This window comes from Bacteroides sp. An19 (genome assembly GCF_002160215.1).
Lineage (GTDB): Bacteria > Bacteroidota > Bacteroidia > Bacteroidales > Bacteroidaceae > Phocaeicola > Phocaeicola intestinalis.
On the sequence record NZ_NFKD01000001.1, the window covers coordinates 17,582 to 33,405 of the forward strand.

The 15,824-nt window shown below is 49.2% G+C and carries 18 protein-coding genes; 2 read left to right on the plus strand and 16 right to left on the minus strand.

The features are described from left to right. Position 1: 1 nt before the first annotated feature. The 9 genes from B5F25_RS00190 to B5F25_RS00230 form a co-directional block, all read right to left on the minus strand. On the minus strand, positions 2–544 hold the full coding sequence (locus B5F25_RS00190) for a hypothetical protein (RefSeq protein WP_087246839.1): 543 nt from the start codon (positions 542–544) through the stop codon (positions 2–4). Positions 545–600: 56 nt separating this feature from the next. After that, positions 601–984, minus strand: coding sequence for a hypothetical protein (locus B5F25_RS00195; RefSeq protein ID WP_087246841.1), 384 nt, complete (start codon positions 982–984; stop codon positions 601–603). A 17-nt stretch (positions 985–1,001) separates the two neighbouring features. Then, complete coding sequence (locus tag B5F25_RS00200; protein WP_087246843.1) at positions 1,002–1,967, minus strand: hypothetical protein; 966 nt, start codon at positions 1,965–1,967, stop codon at positions 1,002–1,004. 240 nt (positions 1,968–2,207) lie between these two features. Then, entirely contained in the window at positions 2,208–2,414 is a 207-nt protein-coding gene (locus B5F25_RS00205; RefSeq protein ID WP_087246845.1) for a hypothetical protein, read from the minus strand. Positions 2,415–2,465: 51 nt separating this feature from the next. Beyond that, positions 2,466–2,879: a hypothetical protein gene (locus B5F25_RS00210; RefSeq protein WP_087246847.1), complete on the minus strand. Its 414-nt coding sequence runs from the start codon at positions 2,877–2,879 to the stop codon at positions 2,466–2,468. 106 nt (positions 2,880–2,985) lie between these two features. After that, positions 2,986–3,582: a hypothetical protein gene (locus B5F25_RS00215; RefSeq protein ID WP_140406828.1), complete on the minus strand. Its 597-nt coding sequence runs from the start codon at positions 3,580–3,582 to the stop codon at positions 2,986–2,988. Between the two features lie 219 nt (positions 3,583–3,801). Beyond that, positions 3,802–4,137, minus strand: a complete 336-nt coding sequence (locus B5F25_RS00220; protein WP_087246851.1) for a hypothetical protein — start codon at positions 4,135–4,137, stop codon at positions 3,802–3,804. Then, positions 4,128–4,610: an N-acetylmuramoyl-L-alanine amidase gene (locus B5F25_RS00225; RefSeq protein WP_087246853.1), complete on the minus strand. Its 483-nt coding sequence runs from the start codon at positions 4,608–4,610 to the stop codon at positions 4,128–4,130. Before B5F25_RS00225 ends, B5F25_RS00220 begins: the two co-directional genes overlap by 10 nt. An 82-nt stretch (positions 4,611–4,692) precedes the next feature. After that, positions 4,693–5,034 carry a hypothetical protein gene (locus B5F25_RS00230; RefSeq protein WP_087246855.1) on the minus strand — a complete coding sequence of 114 codons (342 nt, stop codon included), beginning with the start codon at positions 5,032–5,034 and terminating at the stop codon, positions 4,693–4,695. 186 nt (positions 5,035–5,220) lie between these two features. Here B5F25_RS00230 and B5F25_RS00235 point away from each other — a divergent pair, with 186 nt between their 5' ends. Both B5F25_RS00235 and B5F25_RS00240 read left to right on the plus strand, forming a co-directional pair. After that, positions 5,221–5,466, plus strand: coding sequence for a ribbon-helix-helix protein, CopG family (locus B5F25_RS00235; RefSeq protein WP_087247080.1), 246 nt, complete (start codon positions 5,221–5,223; stop codon positions 5,464–5,466). Further along, positions 5,463–5,726, plus strand: coding sequence for a type II toxin-antitoxin system YafQ family toxin (locus B5F25_RS00240; protein ID WP_087246857.1), 264 nt, complete (start codon positions 5,463–5,465; stop codon positions 5,724–5,726). Before B5F25_RS00235 ends, B5F25_RS00240 begins: the two co-directional genes overlap by 4 nt. A gap of 36 nt (positions 5,727–5,762) precedes the next feature. Here the strand turns inward: B5F25_RS00240 and B5F25_RS00245 are convergent, their stop codons facing one another. Genes B5F25_RS00245 through B5F25_RS00275 form a run of 7 tightly spaced genes read right to left on the minus strand, consistent with a single transcriptional unit; the run spans position 5,763 to position 15,754 of the window. Continuing rightward, positions 5,763–6,086 (minus strand): hypothetical protein, encoded by a 324-nt coding sequence (locus B5F25_RS00245; RefSeq protein WP_087246859.1) that lies wholly within the window; start codon positions 6,084–6,086, stop codon positions 5,763–5,765. Between the two features lie 3 nt (positions 6,087–6,089). Further along, on the minus strand, positions 6,090–6,698 hold the full coding sequence (locus B5F25_RS00250) for a BACON domain-containing carbohydrate-binding protein (RefSeq protein WP_140406829.1): 609 nt from the start codon (positions 6,696–6,698) through the stop codon (positions 6,090–6,092). Positions 6,699–6,745: 47 nt separating this feature from the next. Further along, positions 6,746–7,000: a hypothetical protein gene (locus B5F25_RS00255; RefSeq protein WP_087246863.1), complete on the minus strand. Its 255-nt coding sequence runs from the start codon at positions 6,998–7,000 to the stop codon at positions 6,746–6,748. Between the two features lie 3 nt (positions 7,001–7,003). Then, the gene (locus tag B5F25_RS00260; protein WP_087246865.1) at positions 7,004–7,300 is read right to left on the minus strand and encodes a hypothetical protein; all 297 of its coding nucleotides are present in this window, start codon (positions 7,298–7,300) and stop codon (positions 7,004–7,006) included. Positions 7,301–7,306: 6 nt separating this feature from the next. Continuing rightward, positions 7,307–8,431, minus strand: a complete 1,125-nt coding sequence (locus B5F25_RS00265) for a hypothetical protein (protein WP_087246867.1) — start codon at positions 8,429–8,431, stop codon at positions 7,307–7,309. A gap of 12 nt (positions 8,432–8,443) precedes the next feature. Next, a complete protein-coding gene (locus B5F25_RS00270; RefSeq protein ID WP_087246869.1) occupies positions 8,444–10,081 on the minus strand; it encodes a hypothetical protein in 1,638 nt (545 codons plus the stop codon). A 3-nt stretch (positions 10,082–10,084) separates the two neighbouring features. Continuing rightward, positions 10,085–15,754, minus strand: coding sequence for a hypothetical protein (locus tag B5F25_RS00275; protein WP_087246871.1), 5,670 nt, complete (start codon positions 15,752–15,754; stop codon positions 10,085–10,087). Positions 15,755–15,824 lie beyond the last annotated feature (70 nt).

The window sequence follows — 15,824 nt, forward strand, 5'->3', positions numbered from 1 at the left end:
ATTATTGTTTTTTTATGTCATTCTCAGAAACCCCCAGCTGCTCCATCAGCTTCTGGTTCATCTGCATAAGCGTATTCATATTCTGCGTCATAGTGGCAATCTGCTGCTTCATCATGTCTATTTCCTGTTCCTGCTGCTGTTTTGCGGCAAATTCAGGATTCAGCGCATTCAGCATCTTGTCGCATGATTCGATCATGCCCTTGTGGTATTCCACGCTGTTAAGTATGTCGACGCTCTTTTGTCGGAGCGTTGAAAGCTCCCCGTTCATCGCGTCACGAGAGCATGACACTACGATGTTGCCGTTCTGCCCGAAGTCCGCAATGTCGGCACCTGCCGGAAGCCCCTGCAGGTTCGTGTTCTGCCCTCCTATGTTGACTACGACATCAACGACCATTTCCATTTGAGGATATTGCCCGAACTGCGTCTGTGACGGATACTTTGGTTTGGGCATGGATACGCTTATCACATTCCCCTGCTCGATATAAGGGGAGTTTTCCTTATGCAGGATATATACTGGTGAATTTACTCTAAGGTTCTGAAACATGACTGGTTGTTTTAAGTTATGGGACTGCCTTCGCAGCCCCGTAGTTATTTATTGTATCATGCGGTAGCTGCCGCACTCGGTCTGAATCCGCCGTTCACGATATACAGTTGGTTGGTATACCGGTTGTAGTGGATCTCATAGATTCCCGCACCGGCGAAATTTGCCACCGTAGCAGGTGTACCGGCATACTCAAGCAGAGGACGTGTGTCACCGTTCACGCCTATTAGGATAGGCAGCGTGGCGGTCGTACCTGCCGGAATGGCATCCCGAAGGTCAAGGAAGAAACTGCCCACATAGTTGCGTCTGTAAAACGCATGGTTGGGTATTTCTATCGTAACGTTCTCCGTGCCTACCGTAACATTGGTGCTCGGTATGGTGTTGAAGTTGTCACGTCCCAGGTTCGGGTATCTGAAGAATAAGTTTGGAAAGAAGTCCCACATAGTCGCCTCCTTTCCTGTTATCCCCAGAAACCTGCATTATATCCGTAACCACACCCGTATCCGGCATAGTTGCCTGCTGCCGCACCTACGGCTGCCGCACGCACCACTTCGGGATTGTATACAGCTAATTGTGGGTAAGGAACACTGACCGTATTCGGCAGCTTGCACTTGATTCCGTCTACATCTGACCGGAGAGCCTGCAATGCGGCGACAATAGGCGCGTTCTGTTGTGCCACATTTGCCATGATTGCCTGTGTCTGGTGCTCGTTGTTGAGCTGTGCGGCAAGTGTAGAGCTCTTCTGACGCTCAGCATCAAGCTTGTCCTGAAGCACACGGGTTTCGGCTGCATCCAGCTTTGCGAGTATAGCTTGCGTCTGTGCCTGCGAAGCGTCACGAAGAGATTGGGTGTTTGCATTCATGGTGTTTGTCAATGCATTCACGTTCTGGCAGTTCTGCAATTGTGTTGCCGCGCCTTGGCGTTCCACGGCTTGCAGGATGTTGCAGCAGCAGGAAGAGAGTTGGGTTACAATGTTGTTGTCTCCCGACTGGATTGCATTGATGATTTGCGTGCCGTTCAGACCGATGCTGTTCTGGATGTTGCACAATGCGCTTTCAATTTGCTGGCTTGAGCAGTTCAATGTCGACGCAATCTGGTTGATTGCGCTGGCGTTACCTTGGATTGCCTGCATCAGCAGTTCACGTCCTGCGTTCCCTGCCAGTTCTGCCGGAAGGGCGTTGCCGCCACGACCGCCCAATCCCCCGAAGCCGCCGTTGTTCCATCCGAAAATGCTTGCGACAATAGCAAGATAGATTACTCCCCAGATTCCGTTCTGACCGCCGAAACCTCCGTTTCCGTTCATCATTGCGAGTACGTTCGGGTCAACCCCACGGTAACCGCACAGTCCGGGAAGCATGGCAGTTACATCGAACTTGCTTCCGCCGTTGTCTCCGTTGCCGAAGACGTAAGTTCTTTCTGTAGACATATTATGATAGTTTTTGTGTTGTGACGGGCACCATTGCCCGACATCACAAAGCTACCAATACACATTTTCGTTATGAATTTTAGCTTTCACGATAACAAGAAGCTTGTTTCAGATTAATATGATTATTTATCGCACTTTTAGAAGAAGAATTGTTTGTTGTGAAATATTTTAGTTGAAAACTTAACCGGTTTTCAAACCACATGATAGTGGAATGTTTTCCTATGTACGCTTTACGCTGTCTTAAATCAAGCCGGCATCGTGCTTGCGCGTATGGTTCAGTATGTACGATATAGTACGTGTGCTCAGTCCGGTCTTTTCGCTGATGCATTTGTATATATATCCTTTCGATACATAGCATGCCATCATGCCAAGGGTTTTCAGCTCCTGTTCGTACATCTCATGGACGGCATTGTCACGCAATACCGTACCGAATCTTCTTTGTGCCATAATATTATAGGTTTTAAAATGAAAAGGACGGAATTTTTCCGTCCGGCATTGTTATTTCCTGATTTTCATCACAAAGTATCCTGCCACAGCAATTACAAGGATAACGGCGAGTGCTATCGCATACCCTCCAGCCTCCATCTTGAACTGCTTCCACTTGGTCAGCTTGGCTTCCACAGGGTAGGGGACACGAAGGGTGTCTGTCCGGCTGACGTATGCCGTGTCCGTCTTTGCCTTGTCCCGGTAAATGTACTTGTACCGGAACTCCGTCACCGTGTCTCCCTTCACAATCACCAGCACGCTGTCCTTCACGTGGATGCTGTCACGGACAACCTTGTTGAAGTATACCGAATCGTGCTTCACCGTCTCCACCGGAACATATCTTACGCTCCGGCATGATGTTACCGACATGGCAAGCAATACGAGCATTGCCAGGAAATAGATGAATATTACATATTTCTTTACCATTGTCTGCCTTGTTTGGGCGGGCGGGAAACAAAAAAGCGGTGACCATGTTGAGTGCACCGCTTAAAAAAGTCATTGGAAGCGAATGTAGGATTGTGTTTATTTCCTTTCAGTTCATTGATTGAAGATATTTGTCACGAGCCATTACAGCTATTACTTTCATGTATGACGTCAAAGTCAGTCCATTCTTGAACGCATCGTCTTTCAGTATTGAAATCTCATCATCAGATAAAAATTTCTCAGGGAAGACAACTGCCTGTTGCACGCAGAAAGCATCAATATCGTATGCGTTTTTGTCTTCTATATTAGCATCAATCAGTTCTTTTATGCGAGACCAGTTTTTATCAAACATTTTGTCAAGGCCTAATCTTTTCACCATATCCCACCCTGATTCCGTTATCGAAAGTGGGCTTTGGGTTTGAGTAAACTGGTCCGTCTTGATATGCTGTTGCTGGAACATCCTCATTGCAGAATCTATCTCTTTAGTCAAGAATGTAATGGAAGTGCTCAATCTTGAAACAGCATTGTCATGCTCGCTCATTTTTTCATTATGTTTTTCGCAAGGGAGTTCGTCTATCTTCTTAATCTTGACGTACATCATGGCGCACCACCAAGTTAATCCGATTATAACCGCAATGACAGCAATCATAATGAATACAGCCAGTCCGAAATGTTCGATTATTACTTCGTTTAATTTATCTTCCATAACCGTGTATATACAAAAATCCCATGAAAAAACATCCGCATTCCGCTTCGTGTTTATCCATGGAAAACAATTCTTGGTCTTATTCCTATGCAAATATGGCAAGAATTGTCCTATTTGCCAAATTTAGGATGTTATTTGTAGTAGTTAGATGTTGCAAAACATTAATAAGCGGTGTACCCAACAAGTCAAAGAACGCTTCCGGCTTCCCGTGCCCGCCGGTTATAACTCATTTTTCAAACACTTCACCCAAGCGTAACGCCCTCTGCCTTGCAGGTAGCCCATGCTCCCTTGGTTCATGTACGCCTCACGCTCAAATCCGATGTTCCGATACGCCGTGTGCGCGTTCCGGTACCGGACAAGCCTTACCAGCCACTCAATAACATACCACAGGTAGAAGAACACATACAGCATCTCCTTCATCTGCGACGTGTGTATGCTCTCGTGGTTGATGTCCACACTGCCAATCACAGCATCGTCTCTTACGAACAGGATGCCGAAAAGATTGACGCATTTGTATCCCTTGAAAGGGATGATGTTGTTCCTTACTATCTCCATGCCAACAAGTCCTTATATTCTTCCTTAGCGTCAAAGCACGGGCACATCTTCGTCCATTCGTGCGGCTCAACTATCCCGTCACCGTCCGTGTCGGGCGAGGTGTCCCTGTGTCCCAGTATCTCCTTGATAGGGTATTCCTTCACCAGCTTGGCTATCAGAACCCGGAGCGCACGCTTCTGCGCCTCCGTCCTTGTGTCCTTTGCCTTGCCGCCTGCGTCCAGACCGCCTACATAGCAGATGCCTATCGAGTGCTTGTTGTACGACAGCCCTCCGAAACCGCGGTTGTTGCAGTGCGCCCCGTCCTTCAGTAACGAGCGACCCGTTTCCACGTCCCCGTTAAGCTTCACAACGAAGTTGTAACCTATCTCGGAGAATCCTCTCTGTTTGTGCATCATGTCGATGTCACGCGCAGTGATGTCCTGCCCCTCCTTGGTGGCAGAACAATGAATGATAATTGCGTCAATTGTTTTCATTTCCGGATTATTTTACATATATTTGTGAAATAATCTAAGATGTGTAAGCCGCTCCCGTCCGTGAGGATAGGACGGCTTTTTTTCAATACCCGTTTGGTGGTTCCCTCTGACCGCATTTCTTTTTCTCGCATCGTTTCAAGGCAAGCTCGATGCTTAACTTAGAAATGTCCTCTTTCGCCTTGAACAGCTCGTCCTGAACGGAACGCAGCCTGCCGGTCTGCTCGACAAACCTTTCTTCCTTTTCACTAAGCTGCTTCTGCAAAAACTCGTTGTATTCGCGCAGTGCCTTGAATTCTTCCACGTCCGCATGGGCATCCTCGATGCGTGCGTTCGTCCGGCGGCTCATCCACCATTTCAGGAACTGCTTGATACCCTCAATACCTCCGAGGGCGGTAATTAAAATCACCCAGTCGTTTACCGTCATGCCGCGCCTCCTTCCTTTTCCACGCTTCCAGATGGAATGTTCCGGCACGGTTTGCTCCCCGTGTGCCGGATAATGTTGTAGCTTACTATTTTCATCATATCATATTGCTTTATTTTTAACTCAACCTGTTTGCACGTGTTATACTTTTGTTATATATTTGCATAAACTACATAAACTGAGATGCCTATGAATGCCGTAACAGAAAGAAAACAGACCGCCTTCCGCCTTGATTCCTCTTTGCTGGAACGCCTGAAAGCGGAAGCCAGGCGCGAGCACCGCAGCCTGAACAACATCGTAGAAGTGCTTCTGTATGAAGCCCTTGAAAACCGCCCGAACCCCGAAACCATGGAAGCCATCGAAGAGGCACGTTCGGCAAAAGACAAGGAAACATTCGATAGTGTGGAATCCCTGATGAATGAACTGATGAAATGAAAAAGCTTCATCCTACCAGCCAGTTCAAGAAAGACTTCAAGCGTGTGAGGAATTTCCCTGAAAAAGTAGCTGCGTTTGAGCGCATCGCCGAGCTTCTCATAAACGGTAAGCCGATACCCCAAGAGTACAGCCCTCACATGCTGAAAGGGCAGTATAAGGGGTGTATGGAATGCCATATCGGGAATGACTTTCTCCTTATCTGGATTGAGGGGGACATAATCGACTTGATCCGCATCGGCTCCCATTCCGAACTGTTCTGACCTGTTGTAGCTTATCTTCTTCATAACCTTATCAGTTTATTCGATTAGTAATACATTGTCTGACACCTTGCATTCCGCATCTTCTATCGACAGCGTTCCGCCCGATACCGAAGCGTCCAACGCATGGGTGACGAACAACGTGCCGCCACTCACGTATGCTTTCCGGCTGGGCTGGCTTACGGTCAGGCGGCGTGTCTTTTCGCCCGTACCGCCGGTGGTGCGGAACGTGACCGTCAGCGAACGGGGGTAGCCCGTAAGGTTTTCGGTGTCGCTCTCCAGCCTTACGGTGCCGCTGCCTTCTCCCGTATAGGTGATGCGCAAGTTACCTCCGCCCGTTCCCCATGCGATAAGACGTTCCATACCTTACGATACTGTCCAGCTTGTGTTCGAAGTCACGTTCACGCTCACCGCACTGCCGTCTGCCGGGATGGTGATTTCAGCCTTGCTCAATGACAAGGTAGCGTCTCCGGCTGTCTGTTCGATGACGATCTGCTGTGATACGGAGCCTCCGTTGTCCACCTTCAACGTGCGGTCCACCTGCTCGACGGTATCATTCGCCGGGAGCGTCAGTTCTACTGACCAGTTGTATTCCGCCGATGCGCCCGGGTCGCCGTCAATGGCTTCTCCGTTATCAGTCGATGTACCGCCGGCCGTATAGGTGGCTGCAATCGTTCCGTTATGCGCCTCGCCCACCCACGAGAAGCCGAGCTTCGCCGAGTTGGACTTTCCCGTTACGGTCACCTTGCCGCCTGCCTTGTCCGCAGCCATGTCCGCCCCGTTGTCGATGCTGATGAATTCCGGTTTCGCTTCCTGCGTCACCTTGTAGGTTTTCGGTGCCGCCACTCCCGTAGCCGTCACCGTTACCGTACCCGTACGCACGTTACGTCCCGTGTGCACCGAACCTGTGTTCTGCAATACCCCGTTTCCGCTTCCGCTCATGGGGCTTACCGTTAGCCATGATGGTTTTGCCATAATTGATTTGAGTTTTTAAGTTTATAAATAAAAAATTATATATGAAGCTATTGTGCTTCCCATTCTGCATTTGAATATACGTCCACGTCCGCCTCGTACAGGTTCGACTCCATCAGCCAGACATGTTCCGGCTCTATGCGGAGGAACTTACCCTCTATGCTCACCATGCATACCAGCGAGATGTCTACCCGAAGACCGCCTCCTGTACGTGAAACACACGTGCACAGCATTCCTCCGTTGCGTGAAGCCTTCACGTCAAGGTATCCGCCCGCCCTTGTTGTCTTAACCTTGAAGCATCCCATACGTCAGTTTACCTTGATGTCCGTGTATTCCGTATATATCTCCCTCCGCACGCCGCCGTCCACATCCGTATCGGGCACCAGCACGGTGGTCTGCACCTTGATTGTCCCCCTGCCGAGCAAGGAAGAATCAATCACTGCCATATAGTTGTTCTCATCGATGCGTATCATGTCCTTCTTCTCCACCGTAAGTTCCTTGCGGTAAGTCCAGAACTTGCAGCGGAAGTCCACATCGTCCATTGTACCGGGAAGCCCCTCGATGTTGATGTTCAGCTTGTAGGTTGTGCCTAAGTCGGTCTGCATAATATATTAATCGGTTAAATCAAAAGGGTCAAATACTTTGTATTCATATTCATACGGTACGGAACTCCCAGTTCTTCGCCCCCAAATCAACTTGTTGATTAGTGTTGATGCTCCAAGGGTAGATTCTGACAGTTCCCAATTATTCGAATCATTATTGGATGTTTCAAGTCTAACAATACACCCTCTTAATTCACAATTAATTTTCAGAGAGGAACCGGATGTAGGACCAGCATAGAATTCATTTTTTAATATATTTGATTTAAGTGCTTCAATACTTGTAAAATTAAAAAAATCGCATTCTAATAAATCCCCATCACCTTTTATGGTAATGTTAGTGTTAAAATAACAATTTCGGATGGTAGCTCTTTCTCTATTATATATTTTGTAAGATGCTGTTAAGTTATCTATGATAATGCCACTCTTAGAAATATAAATTACATTATCACTGAGTATCTTATTGTTTTTTATCGAAAGAATAGATTCCAGAAGAAAATTATCTAATCCTAATATGATACAAGATAGTTTAGATACATTCACATAATTATCTCTGACTTTATCAGGTTTAGCATTAGAAAAATCTTCAATATCATCCTGATTAGAAAAAACACCTGTAGTCCCTTTATTATGAGAGAACAAATAGAAGTCCATACTTCCTCCGCTTGCCGTAATAAATGGATATTCCGCCGAAGTAAGTGTAAAGAGCGCATTTTTGAAGTCGAAGCAAACATCATTCCCATATTCGTCCTTCAACTTGTAGATATATCCTTTCCCGTTCTCTGATGCTTCCGAAAACCGGGTATTATCATTTTCTAACGAATACCAAATTTCCCAAAGTTCCATTTTAGAATTGGAAAAATACTTGTCCCTCTCGTTCTGCATAGCCGAAGCCTTCTCGGACAGCACGGATTCAGACAATGCCTCCACCACGATGTCGAACGGGTGGTTGGCCGATTTGAGGGTCTTGAACGTCCCCACGTAGTCGGTGATGCGGTACTTGGTGCCTACTTCGAGGCTGCTCGAATCCTTCAGAGCCTTTAGCTCCGCATGGGTAATCTCGACCATTTTGCCTGTGCCCGAGCCCCCAAGCTCATAATCCACACCGCCAACATTAATCTTTGTAATCTTGCTCATATCATTTACGTTTTAATTGATTGTTAATACTTCATCTGTTACGCTCGCATCGCTGTCCGTAATCGTCAGCTTCTCGCCCTCAACACTCGATTCCAACCGAGAGGTAATGACGAGCGTAGAACCTACTACATAGGCATTAGCAGAACCACCGCCGCCACCTTCTTGGATAAGTTTCAAGAGGTCGGCAATCTGTTGGGTATGCTCGTCTGCGATGCCTTTTAGTTCGTTATAGTTGTTGTTTACCTTCGTGCTGATAGGGGCGACGGCCTCGTTCACTATCTGCTGAATGCTTTCGCTGGTCAGGTTCCCAGCCTCCAAGATGGGAATAACCACCGTGCCGTCCTCTAAGACAGAAAGGGCATTCTTGCGCTCGGTGCTGCTACCGATGCCGTAAGAGAAAAGCACCTTCTTGTCGTTGAGGACAGAGAGGTTGTAACGGCCAAAAGCCGTCTCGTAGTCGTTGGAGACAGAGAGGTAATAGCCGTGAGCGAAAGTATAGTTACCACTAAGAATAGTGTTGTAACCTCCCCCTGCATGAACAGCCCAAAGACGACTGCCCACTTTATTATAGATACCTTCTACATGTGGTGCATATTTAGATGAATCCTGTTCCTTGCCAGGAATCATATCACCACAAATATTCCCAAATCCTTCCACGTGCCCTGCTTCATCGCAGACAATGTTGTTTATGCCCTCGGCATGGGTGGCGAAGCCCAAAGCACCGTGAAGACGGTAGGTGGCAAGAGCTTCATCAGTAATCTTCCAATAATACGGTTCCGCATTCTCTGTGGGGAGATAGCGAACGGTGCAGGTATTCAAGAAGTCCCGAATCAGTTCCTCATCATTCAAGATGGCATAGCTACTGCCTCCTGTTGCAAAATCAGTAACAACCGCACCTTCCGTATGTGATACACCGCCCCACGAAATCCCATACAAGCCTTCAGCGTGAGACTGTGCCCCCATCGCCCAAGTCTCTCTTCCTTCCGCATGAGCATCCGCCGCAAACACGCTGGTCTTGTACCCCTCGGCATGAGCCCGTGGCCCGGTGGCGTTGGTTTCCCGTCCCTCGGCGTGGGCATATTGTCCGGCGGCGATGTTATTGTCATAGTCGTTGAATATCTCCGCACCGGGATATCCGAGGTATTGCCGCCCCACGCCCCCTTGGTTGTCGAACTCCACCATCGTGCCGTTTGCGGAACCGTCCGCTCCGGGCTGGAAGAGGTAGAGCTTGCCCGATTTGAGCGTGTCGGTCGTGACATATACGTTGCCCGCACCGTCACCGTCCTGCCCCGGCTTTCCCGCCGGTATGGTAAGGTCTATCAGGTAAGACGGATTCCCGTTTTCGTCCACACCGTCATACTTCACTTGTGCCAGGACATGCGTGTCGGGCAGTCCGGTCGTTACCGTACCGGTCTTGAATACAGGTGTCTTTCCGTCCTCGCCTTTCGCCTGTACGCCGGTGCTGGAACCTCCGATGAACCATACGCCGTCAACGATGGACGGCGTGATGGACTTCGACACGGAAGACACGAACAGCCCGAACGCTATCTGGCCGTGCGTGGCGGAAGAAACGCCCCTTGATAATAGCACGCTGTCTTCGTCGGTTACCGAAGATACGCGGGTGAAATTCTTTATGTCTATATCTTCCATACGCTACGCATTTTCTAATTCTGTTCTCGCATTATCGTTCATCGGAATTACGCTCCAATACGTCCTGCCGTACTCGTTAAACCCAAAGCATCTGAAATAGCATCCCTGTATGTTTCCTATGGTCAAGGATGAGACCGCACCCAATACATCATTGTCCGGAGCGAACCATACGTTGCTGTTCACGCCCATTAACGTGACGGTACTTATCGTTCGGGTCATCAGCGGATACAATATTTCTATTACCATCACATTATCCCCGGATATTTCCGGGAAACGGCCCAGCTCATCGTATGTTGTCACCAATGCGCCGTTGATTGCATGCGATGTACCGCTTGTACTCCTCTTCAAGGTCATCGTTTTTGCCGAGAGGTCTCCCGCGAATGTCCCGTCCGTTGCCCATACATGACCCAAATAATCTACACGAAATGGTGCTGTAGAAGGGTTTCCGCTTCCTGCCCAAAAACGAATCTTGTCACCTTCCATTGAACCGGATATACCAGCCGTCAAAGGACCGTCATCTGACATAATCAAAATTTGGTTTCCCTGCATGAATTGGATCACCGCATTCTTTGATATGATAAGGTCTGTATATATAGCTGTAACATTTTCAGTAAATTCTTCCCAATATGTTGTATTTGTTAGAGTTATACTTGAAGAAGAAGTATGTGTGATTTTACATCGGAAAGCCCTCCATCCGGTAGATGCTGTGGTGTCCATTAACATTGCAACATCTATGTATCGTATGGTAGTATTGCTTTCTATTTCACTATCGTTACGGTACTCCCTTCCTAAAGTCCATATCGAAACACGAGTTACGCATCCTTGTATCCCTTGTCCCCCGTCTTGCCCTGGTTCTCCCGGAACACCATCCTGGCCATCCTTTCCGTCTGTCCCGTCTTTCACTACGGGTACAGTTTCTATGTCCGCCAGTACGTTTCCATAGTATAGGCGGAATGCTATTTTGTCCGAAGCGGAAGTTGTGCTCACGTTGTTCCCTATTGTGTACGTGTTCTCCGAACCGCTGTCACGTTGTATGGTCATCCTGAATCCTAGCGGTAGTGAAGATACGCTTGACACGTCCCCACCATCGTTCTTTGTCAACGTGCATTTTATGGTGCTATCTATATAGCTTCCGTTTTTGTTCACTTTTATCACGTTGACCGAAGGGGATAGCTGGTAAATCACCGCATCTTTCCCGTTTTCTCCGGTAGTTACTTTCAGTATGCGGAATACTGCTTTCCGTTCGTATGATGTGCCGCTGTACGTACCCTTAACTGTATATTCTATTTCAATGGATTCGGGAGTTCCGCTTCCGATAGATGTAATGGTAGATGTCTTTGCTGAGACACTGTTGCTCACGGAAACACCTGACACGTTCGGATTGCTGATGGAAGTTATATCCATTTCTTCCGTACCGAAAAACATGTCGAAATTTATCACGACGGGAAGCCCTGATTTTACATTTCCGTTGCCGTCGCACGCCACCGATGCCATTTCGTTGTCAAGGTCTAATATCACAGAACCAAAACCGTCCGCACCGTCTTTTACAATTGGGATGGTCTCCTCGTCGATGACTGTGGTGCCGTCCATCAGCCTGAACCCTACAGATTGCCATTCCTTGCTGACGGTTACCGTAGCCGATGCGTTTGAATAGGTTTGCGTGTAGTCTCCATCCACATATCCGCGAAGCGTATATCCGCTGGGGAGCGATGAGACTACAGACGAACTGTTGCCGTCCGTCTTCTTTACCTTGCAAGAAACGGAAGATGAGGATAATGTCCCACTTTTGTCAACCTTTATGGCTGATGGTTCTACTACAAGGCTGTATATGACCGCGTTTTCACCATTCGTTCCTGGTTTTACTTTATTAATCTTTATATATGCGGTGCGCCCGTAGCTTTGCCCTCCGAAACTTCCAGAACAGGTGACAGGGACACTAACAGCATCGGGAGTGTATGAAGCGATTGAGCTTATCGTTACCTTGCCGGTACTCTTGTCAGCCTTAGCGGTCACTCCGGCAGGTTCTTCCACTTCCAATGAATCCAGCTCCATTTCTCTTGTCCCGTAATACAAGTGTATCGTAGACACTATCGGAAGCCCTGATTTTACATTTCCGTCAGCATCACAGGCGACCGATGCCATTTCATTGTCAAGGTCTGCGATGATGTTGGTGAAACCGTCCATCCCGTCCGCTACGAAAGGGATTGTTTCCGTGTCTATCAGCACCCCTTCCTGTTTTAGCCTGAATGTGACAGACTTTGAAATACCTTCAGTGGGGATGTCGTCATTCAGTGAATATCCTGATTCAGAAAGTCCGTCTTTCTTTACGGTCATTTCAATCCCTTCTGAAAGAGTGGAAAGTGAAGACACGCCCTTACCGTCCACTTTGTTGACCCCACAACTTAAATAAGTTTCTGAATAATTTCCTTCCTTATCTATTTTGATGATGTTCACGCTCGGAGCGAGACGGTACAGCGTGGCGTTCTCTCCGGCTTTCACCTTCAGAATGCTCATTACCGTGCTTCTCGTCACCGGTACACCGTCATCGTCAGCCGTCACCGTGATTGTTATTCCGAAGCTTTCAGCCACTTCCTTCCCGATGGCGGACACCGTGACGGAGTGTGTTTCTTCGTCTACGCTACAGGTAACCCCTGCGGGAGCTTCCGTCACTACTTTGGATATTGCAAGAGCCTTCGTCCCCTTGTAGAAAGCCACGCCCGATGTTACCGGAAGTCCCGCAACGATATTGCCCTCTGCATTGCAAGCCACAGACGACATCTCGTTGTCCAGGTCTACGGTGTAAGCGTCCGATCCGTCCCGGATGATGGAAACCGAGAAACGCTTGTCGAACACGGCGTTCCCCTCGCAGTTCACCTGTATGTCAACGAAACAGTTCTCCGTTGCCGTGATGCTGTCTATCGAGACGATGCCGCCTTCTACTGATGCCGTGCACCCCTGCGGACTGAGCGTGACCTTGTAGACACCTGCGTCCATCGTGTCCGAGTAAAGCAGTTCGGTAGAGCCTTTGAACGCCTGTATGTGTGTCTGTATGCGTTTCTGTGTCGTGATGACGTTCTTGTCTCCGGTTATCACGTTCTCATCGCCTGTAACGACGTTCAACGCCTCAAGCAGCGAAACGATGTTCCCGTCCTCGTCTATCTTCACCACACGCTCGTAAGAGGACAGTGACACGCTATAGGCGTCCTGTCCCTTCAATGCATTTTCGATATCCGGAGTGAACTGGATGTTCACGCCCGTAAAATAGCAGTTCTCCTGGAATGTGCCGTAGCCATGCATTACCATGCCGCCAATGGTCAGACCTTCGAGCAGCCCGTCCTGCATGGAGATATTCTTCGTTGGGTCTATCACCCACGTGTTCACGTCTTTCAGCCGGCGAGTATAGTAGCGTGTCTCGTAGGTTATCGATTGGCGCGTCTTGTCGGTGAAGTTGCCGTAGGCGAAGAAGTTCATGCCCTTCATCGGATGCACCGAAGTGCCCGCCTGCAGGGAATAGCGGAACACCATTTTCCCCGGCTCGTTCGTGACGATTTCCGTTGGCGTGAAGTAAGAAGTCGAGAATCCGGCATACCCATAAAACCCGTTATCATCCTCCATGTCATCCTGCCGGTTGTTCCCGTCAAGGTTATGGAACACGCCCCGGCAGATGTCGTCCACGTGCAGTGTGCCCGTCTGGTCTTCGAGCAGGTCCAGTTCGGCGGTCTTGTTCTCCGTGTCCACGCTTTTAATGGTGCCGAAAGCGAAAGTGTTCGCCTTGTCGCCCGAAATGACATCGATGCAGTTGAACGTTATCTGCGGGACGATAAGCTCGTCACGAAGATATGCCCCGTCCGCCTCCATGTAGGTCTTGCCCGCAGCGTTTTTATAGAATGCCGCCCCGCTTCCGCCTATCATGCCTTGGACAAACGGGAAGAAATGTGCGCCGCCCAGCAATTTGAGAAGGTATTGCGTACTGTCCTCTTTATCCTTGCGCAAGAACGTAGCCAGCGACCTCAGTGCCGAGAACACGTTGCTGTCCGATGCCGGAGTTGAATCGTTGGTCCGTATGACATATACACCGCTTCCTCCGCCTGTTCCTTGGTAGGTCTGCCCGTTGAACACGAGCGAATCCACCTTGTCCTCAATCTCCGTCAGGCGTGAGTATTGCGCTGATTCCCCGATGGTGTAGATCGGGTTGTCCGAAGGGATGTCAAGGCACATTTCCCAGCCTATCACACGGGATATGCGCCCTCCCGTTCCGAAGAAGGACGGGTTGACAAGGTTCACTTTCTGACCCACATCGTAGGTGCGGCTTATCATGTCCTCCCGCACGTAGGACGCACGCAGCGGGACGGTGTATGTGCCGTCATCTATTTTCATCCGGTCAGCCTGTCCCTGCGCCCATTCTTTCAGCTCCTGCTCGGCTTCCGGTGTGTACTGGTCTGACACCAATTTGATATTGAACCCGTAGAGGATGTACTTGTCTCCGTTCTCCGGCTTCATCACCTCGTCCGGAAGCCTTCTTCCGTAGTCCTCGTTCGCCACGATTTCCCATAATTGTTCGGTAGGGTCGGAATTATTGGGATTGAACGTCACGCCGAAGTCCAGCCCGTTGAGCTTGCCCGACTTGAAGACGATGCGCAGCTCCTTGCCCTCAAGAATGTATTCTTCATCAAACGTAAGCCCGGTGTCCTTGTACTGGTAAGCCTTGAACGTGCCGGTCTGGTTGCCTTCTCCGTCCTCAATGGCACGGTCTACCGTCTTGACGTCCGACAATATACCGATACGCTTCGGGTATATGGCTTCGTTTACCATCACACACTCCACCACCTCGAACGGCTGCATGTCCGGATATGCGTCAATGTAAGGCGTGTCAGCAGGCAGCATCAGCCGCTTCTGGACTATACCATTTACAGTAAGGTCGGGGTTGCCGGTCTCCCGGTAGTTTTCAGGAATGTTTCTCGTAGACCCGAAGGCGTAGATACGGGTGGCGAATGTGCCACGGCTTTCGTTCCGTGTCATGTCCGATGCCTCCACGCCGATTTCAATCTTCACCGCATCGCCGTGCTCGCAACGTCCGAAGTGAATCACGTTCTCCGTGACCCACACGTCGCAGTCCCATGCGTTCTCGCCACCCATCAAGAACAATGCGTCCAGCAGGCGTGTGTTGTCGTACGTCATCGCCACCGCCTTGTTCTCTACTGTGGAATCTATGCTGTATTCGTAGGGGACGCCGTTGTACGTGAACCCCAGTTCGGAAAGGTTGCGGAGGAACACGCCAAGATGCACGTCAAGCGGGGCGGTAAGGCTCCACGATGCCTCTCCGGCTGTCGATTCTGGAGTGTACTTGAAGATGAAGTTGTTCCATAGCCAGTAGTATGCGTTCAGCCTGAGCTGGTACTCGTATGCGCCGGTAGACGTGTTGTATGACGGGTTTTGAAGCTCTGTCACGTAATACATCTTCGCCAGCTTGCCGCCCAGCGCGTTATCGAACACGCCTCTTAGGTCCACGTACGAGCCTATCTTGAAATCAATAGGCGTGCGCAGCTTGAACGGGAGCACGATGTAGTCGTGCTGCATCAGGCTGTAGTAGCCTTTGGCTCCCTCGTTGATTGAAGTGGAGAGCAGGGTGGTTCCGCCTGCGGATTTTATGTCGATTTTAGCCTGTGTTGCCATGCTTCGAAGTTATCTATAATCTTCATAGGGTAGGGGAGATTCCACATCCCCTGTTTTCACCACAGCCCGT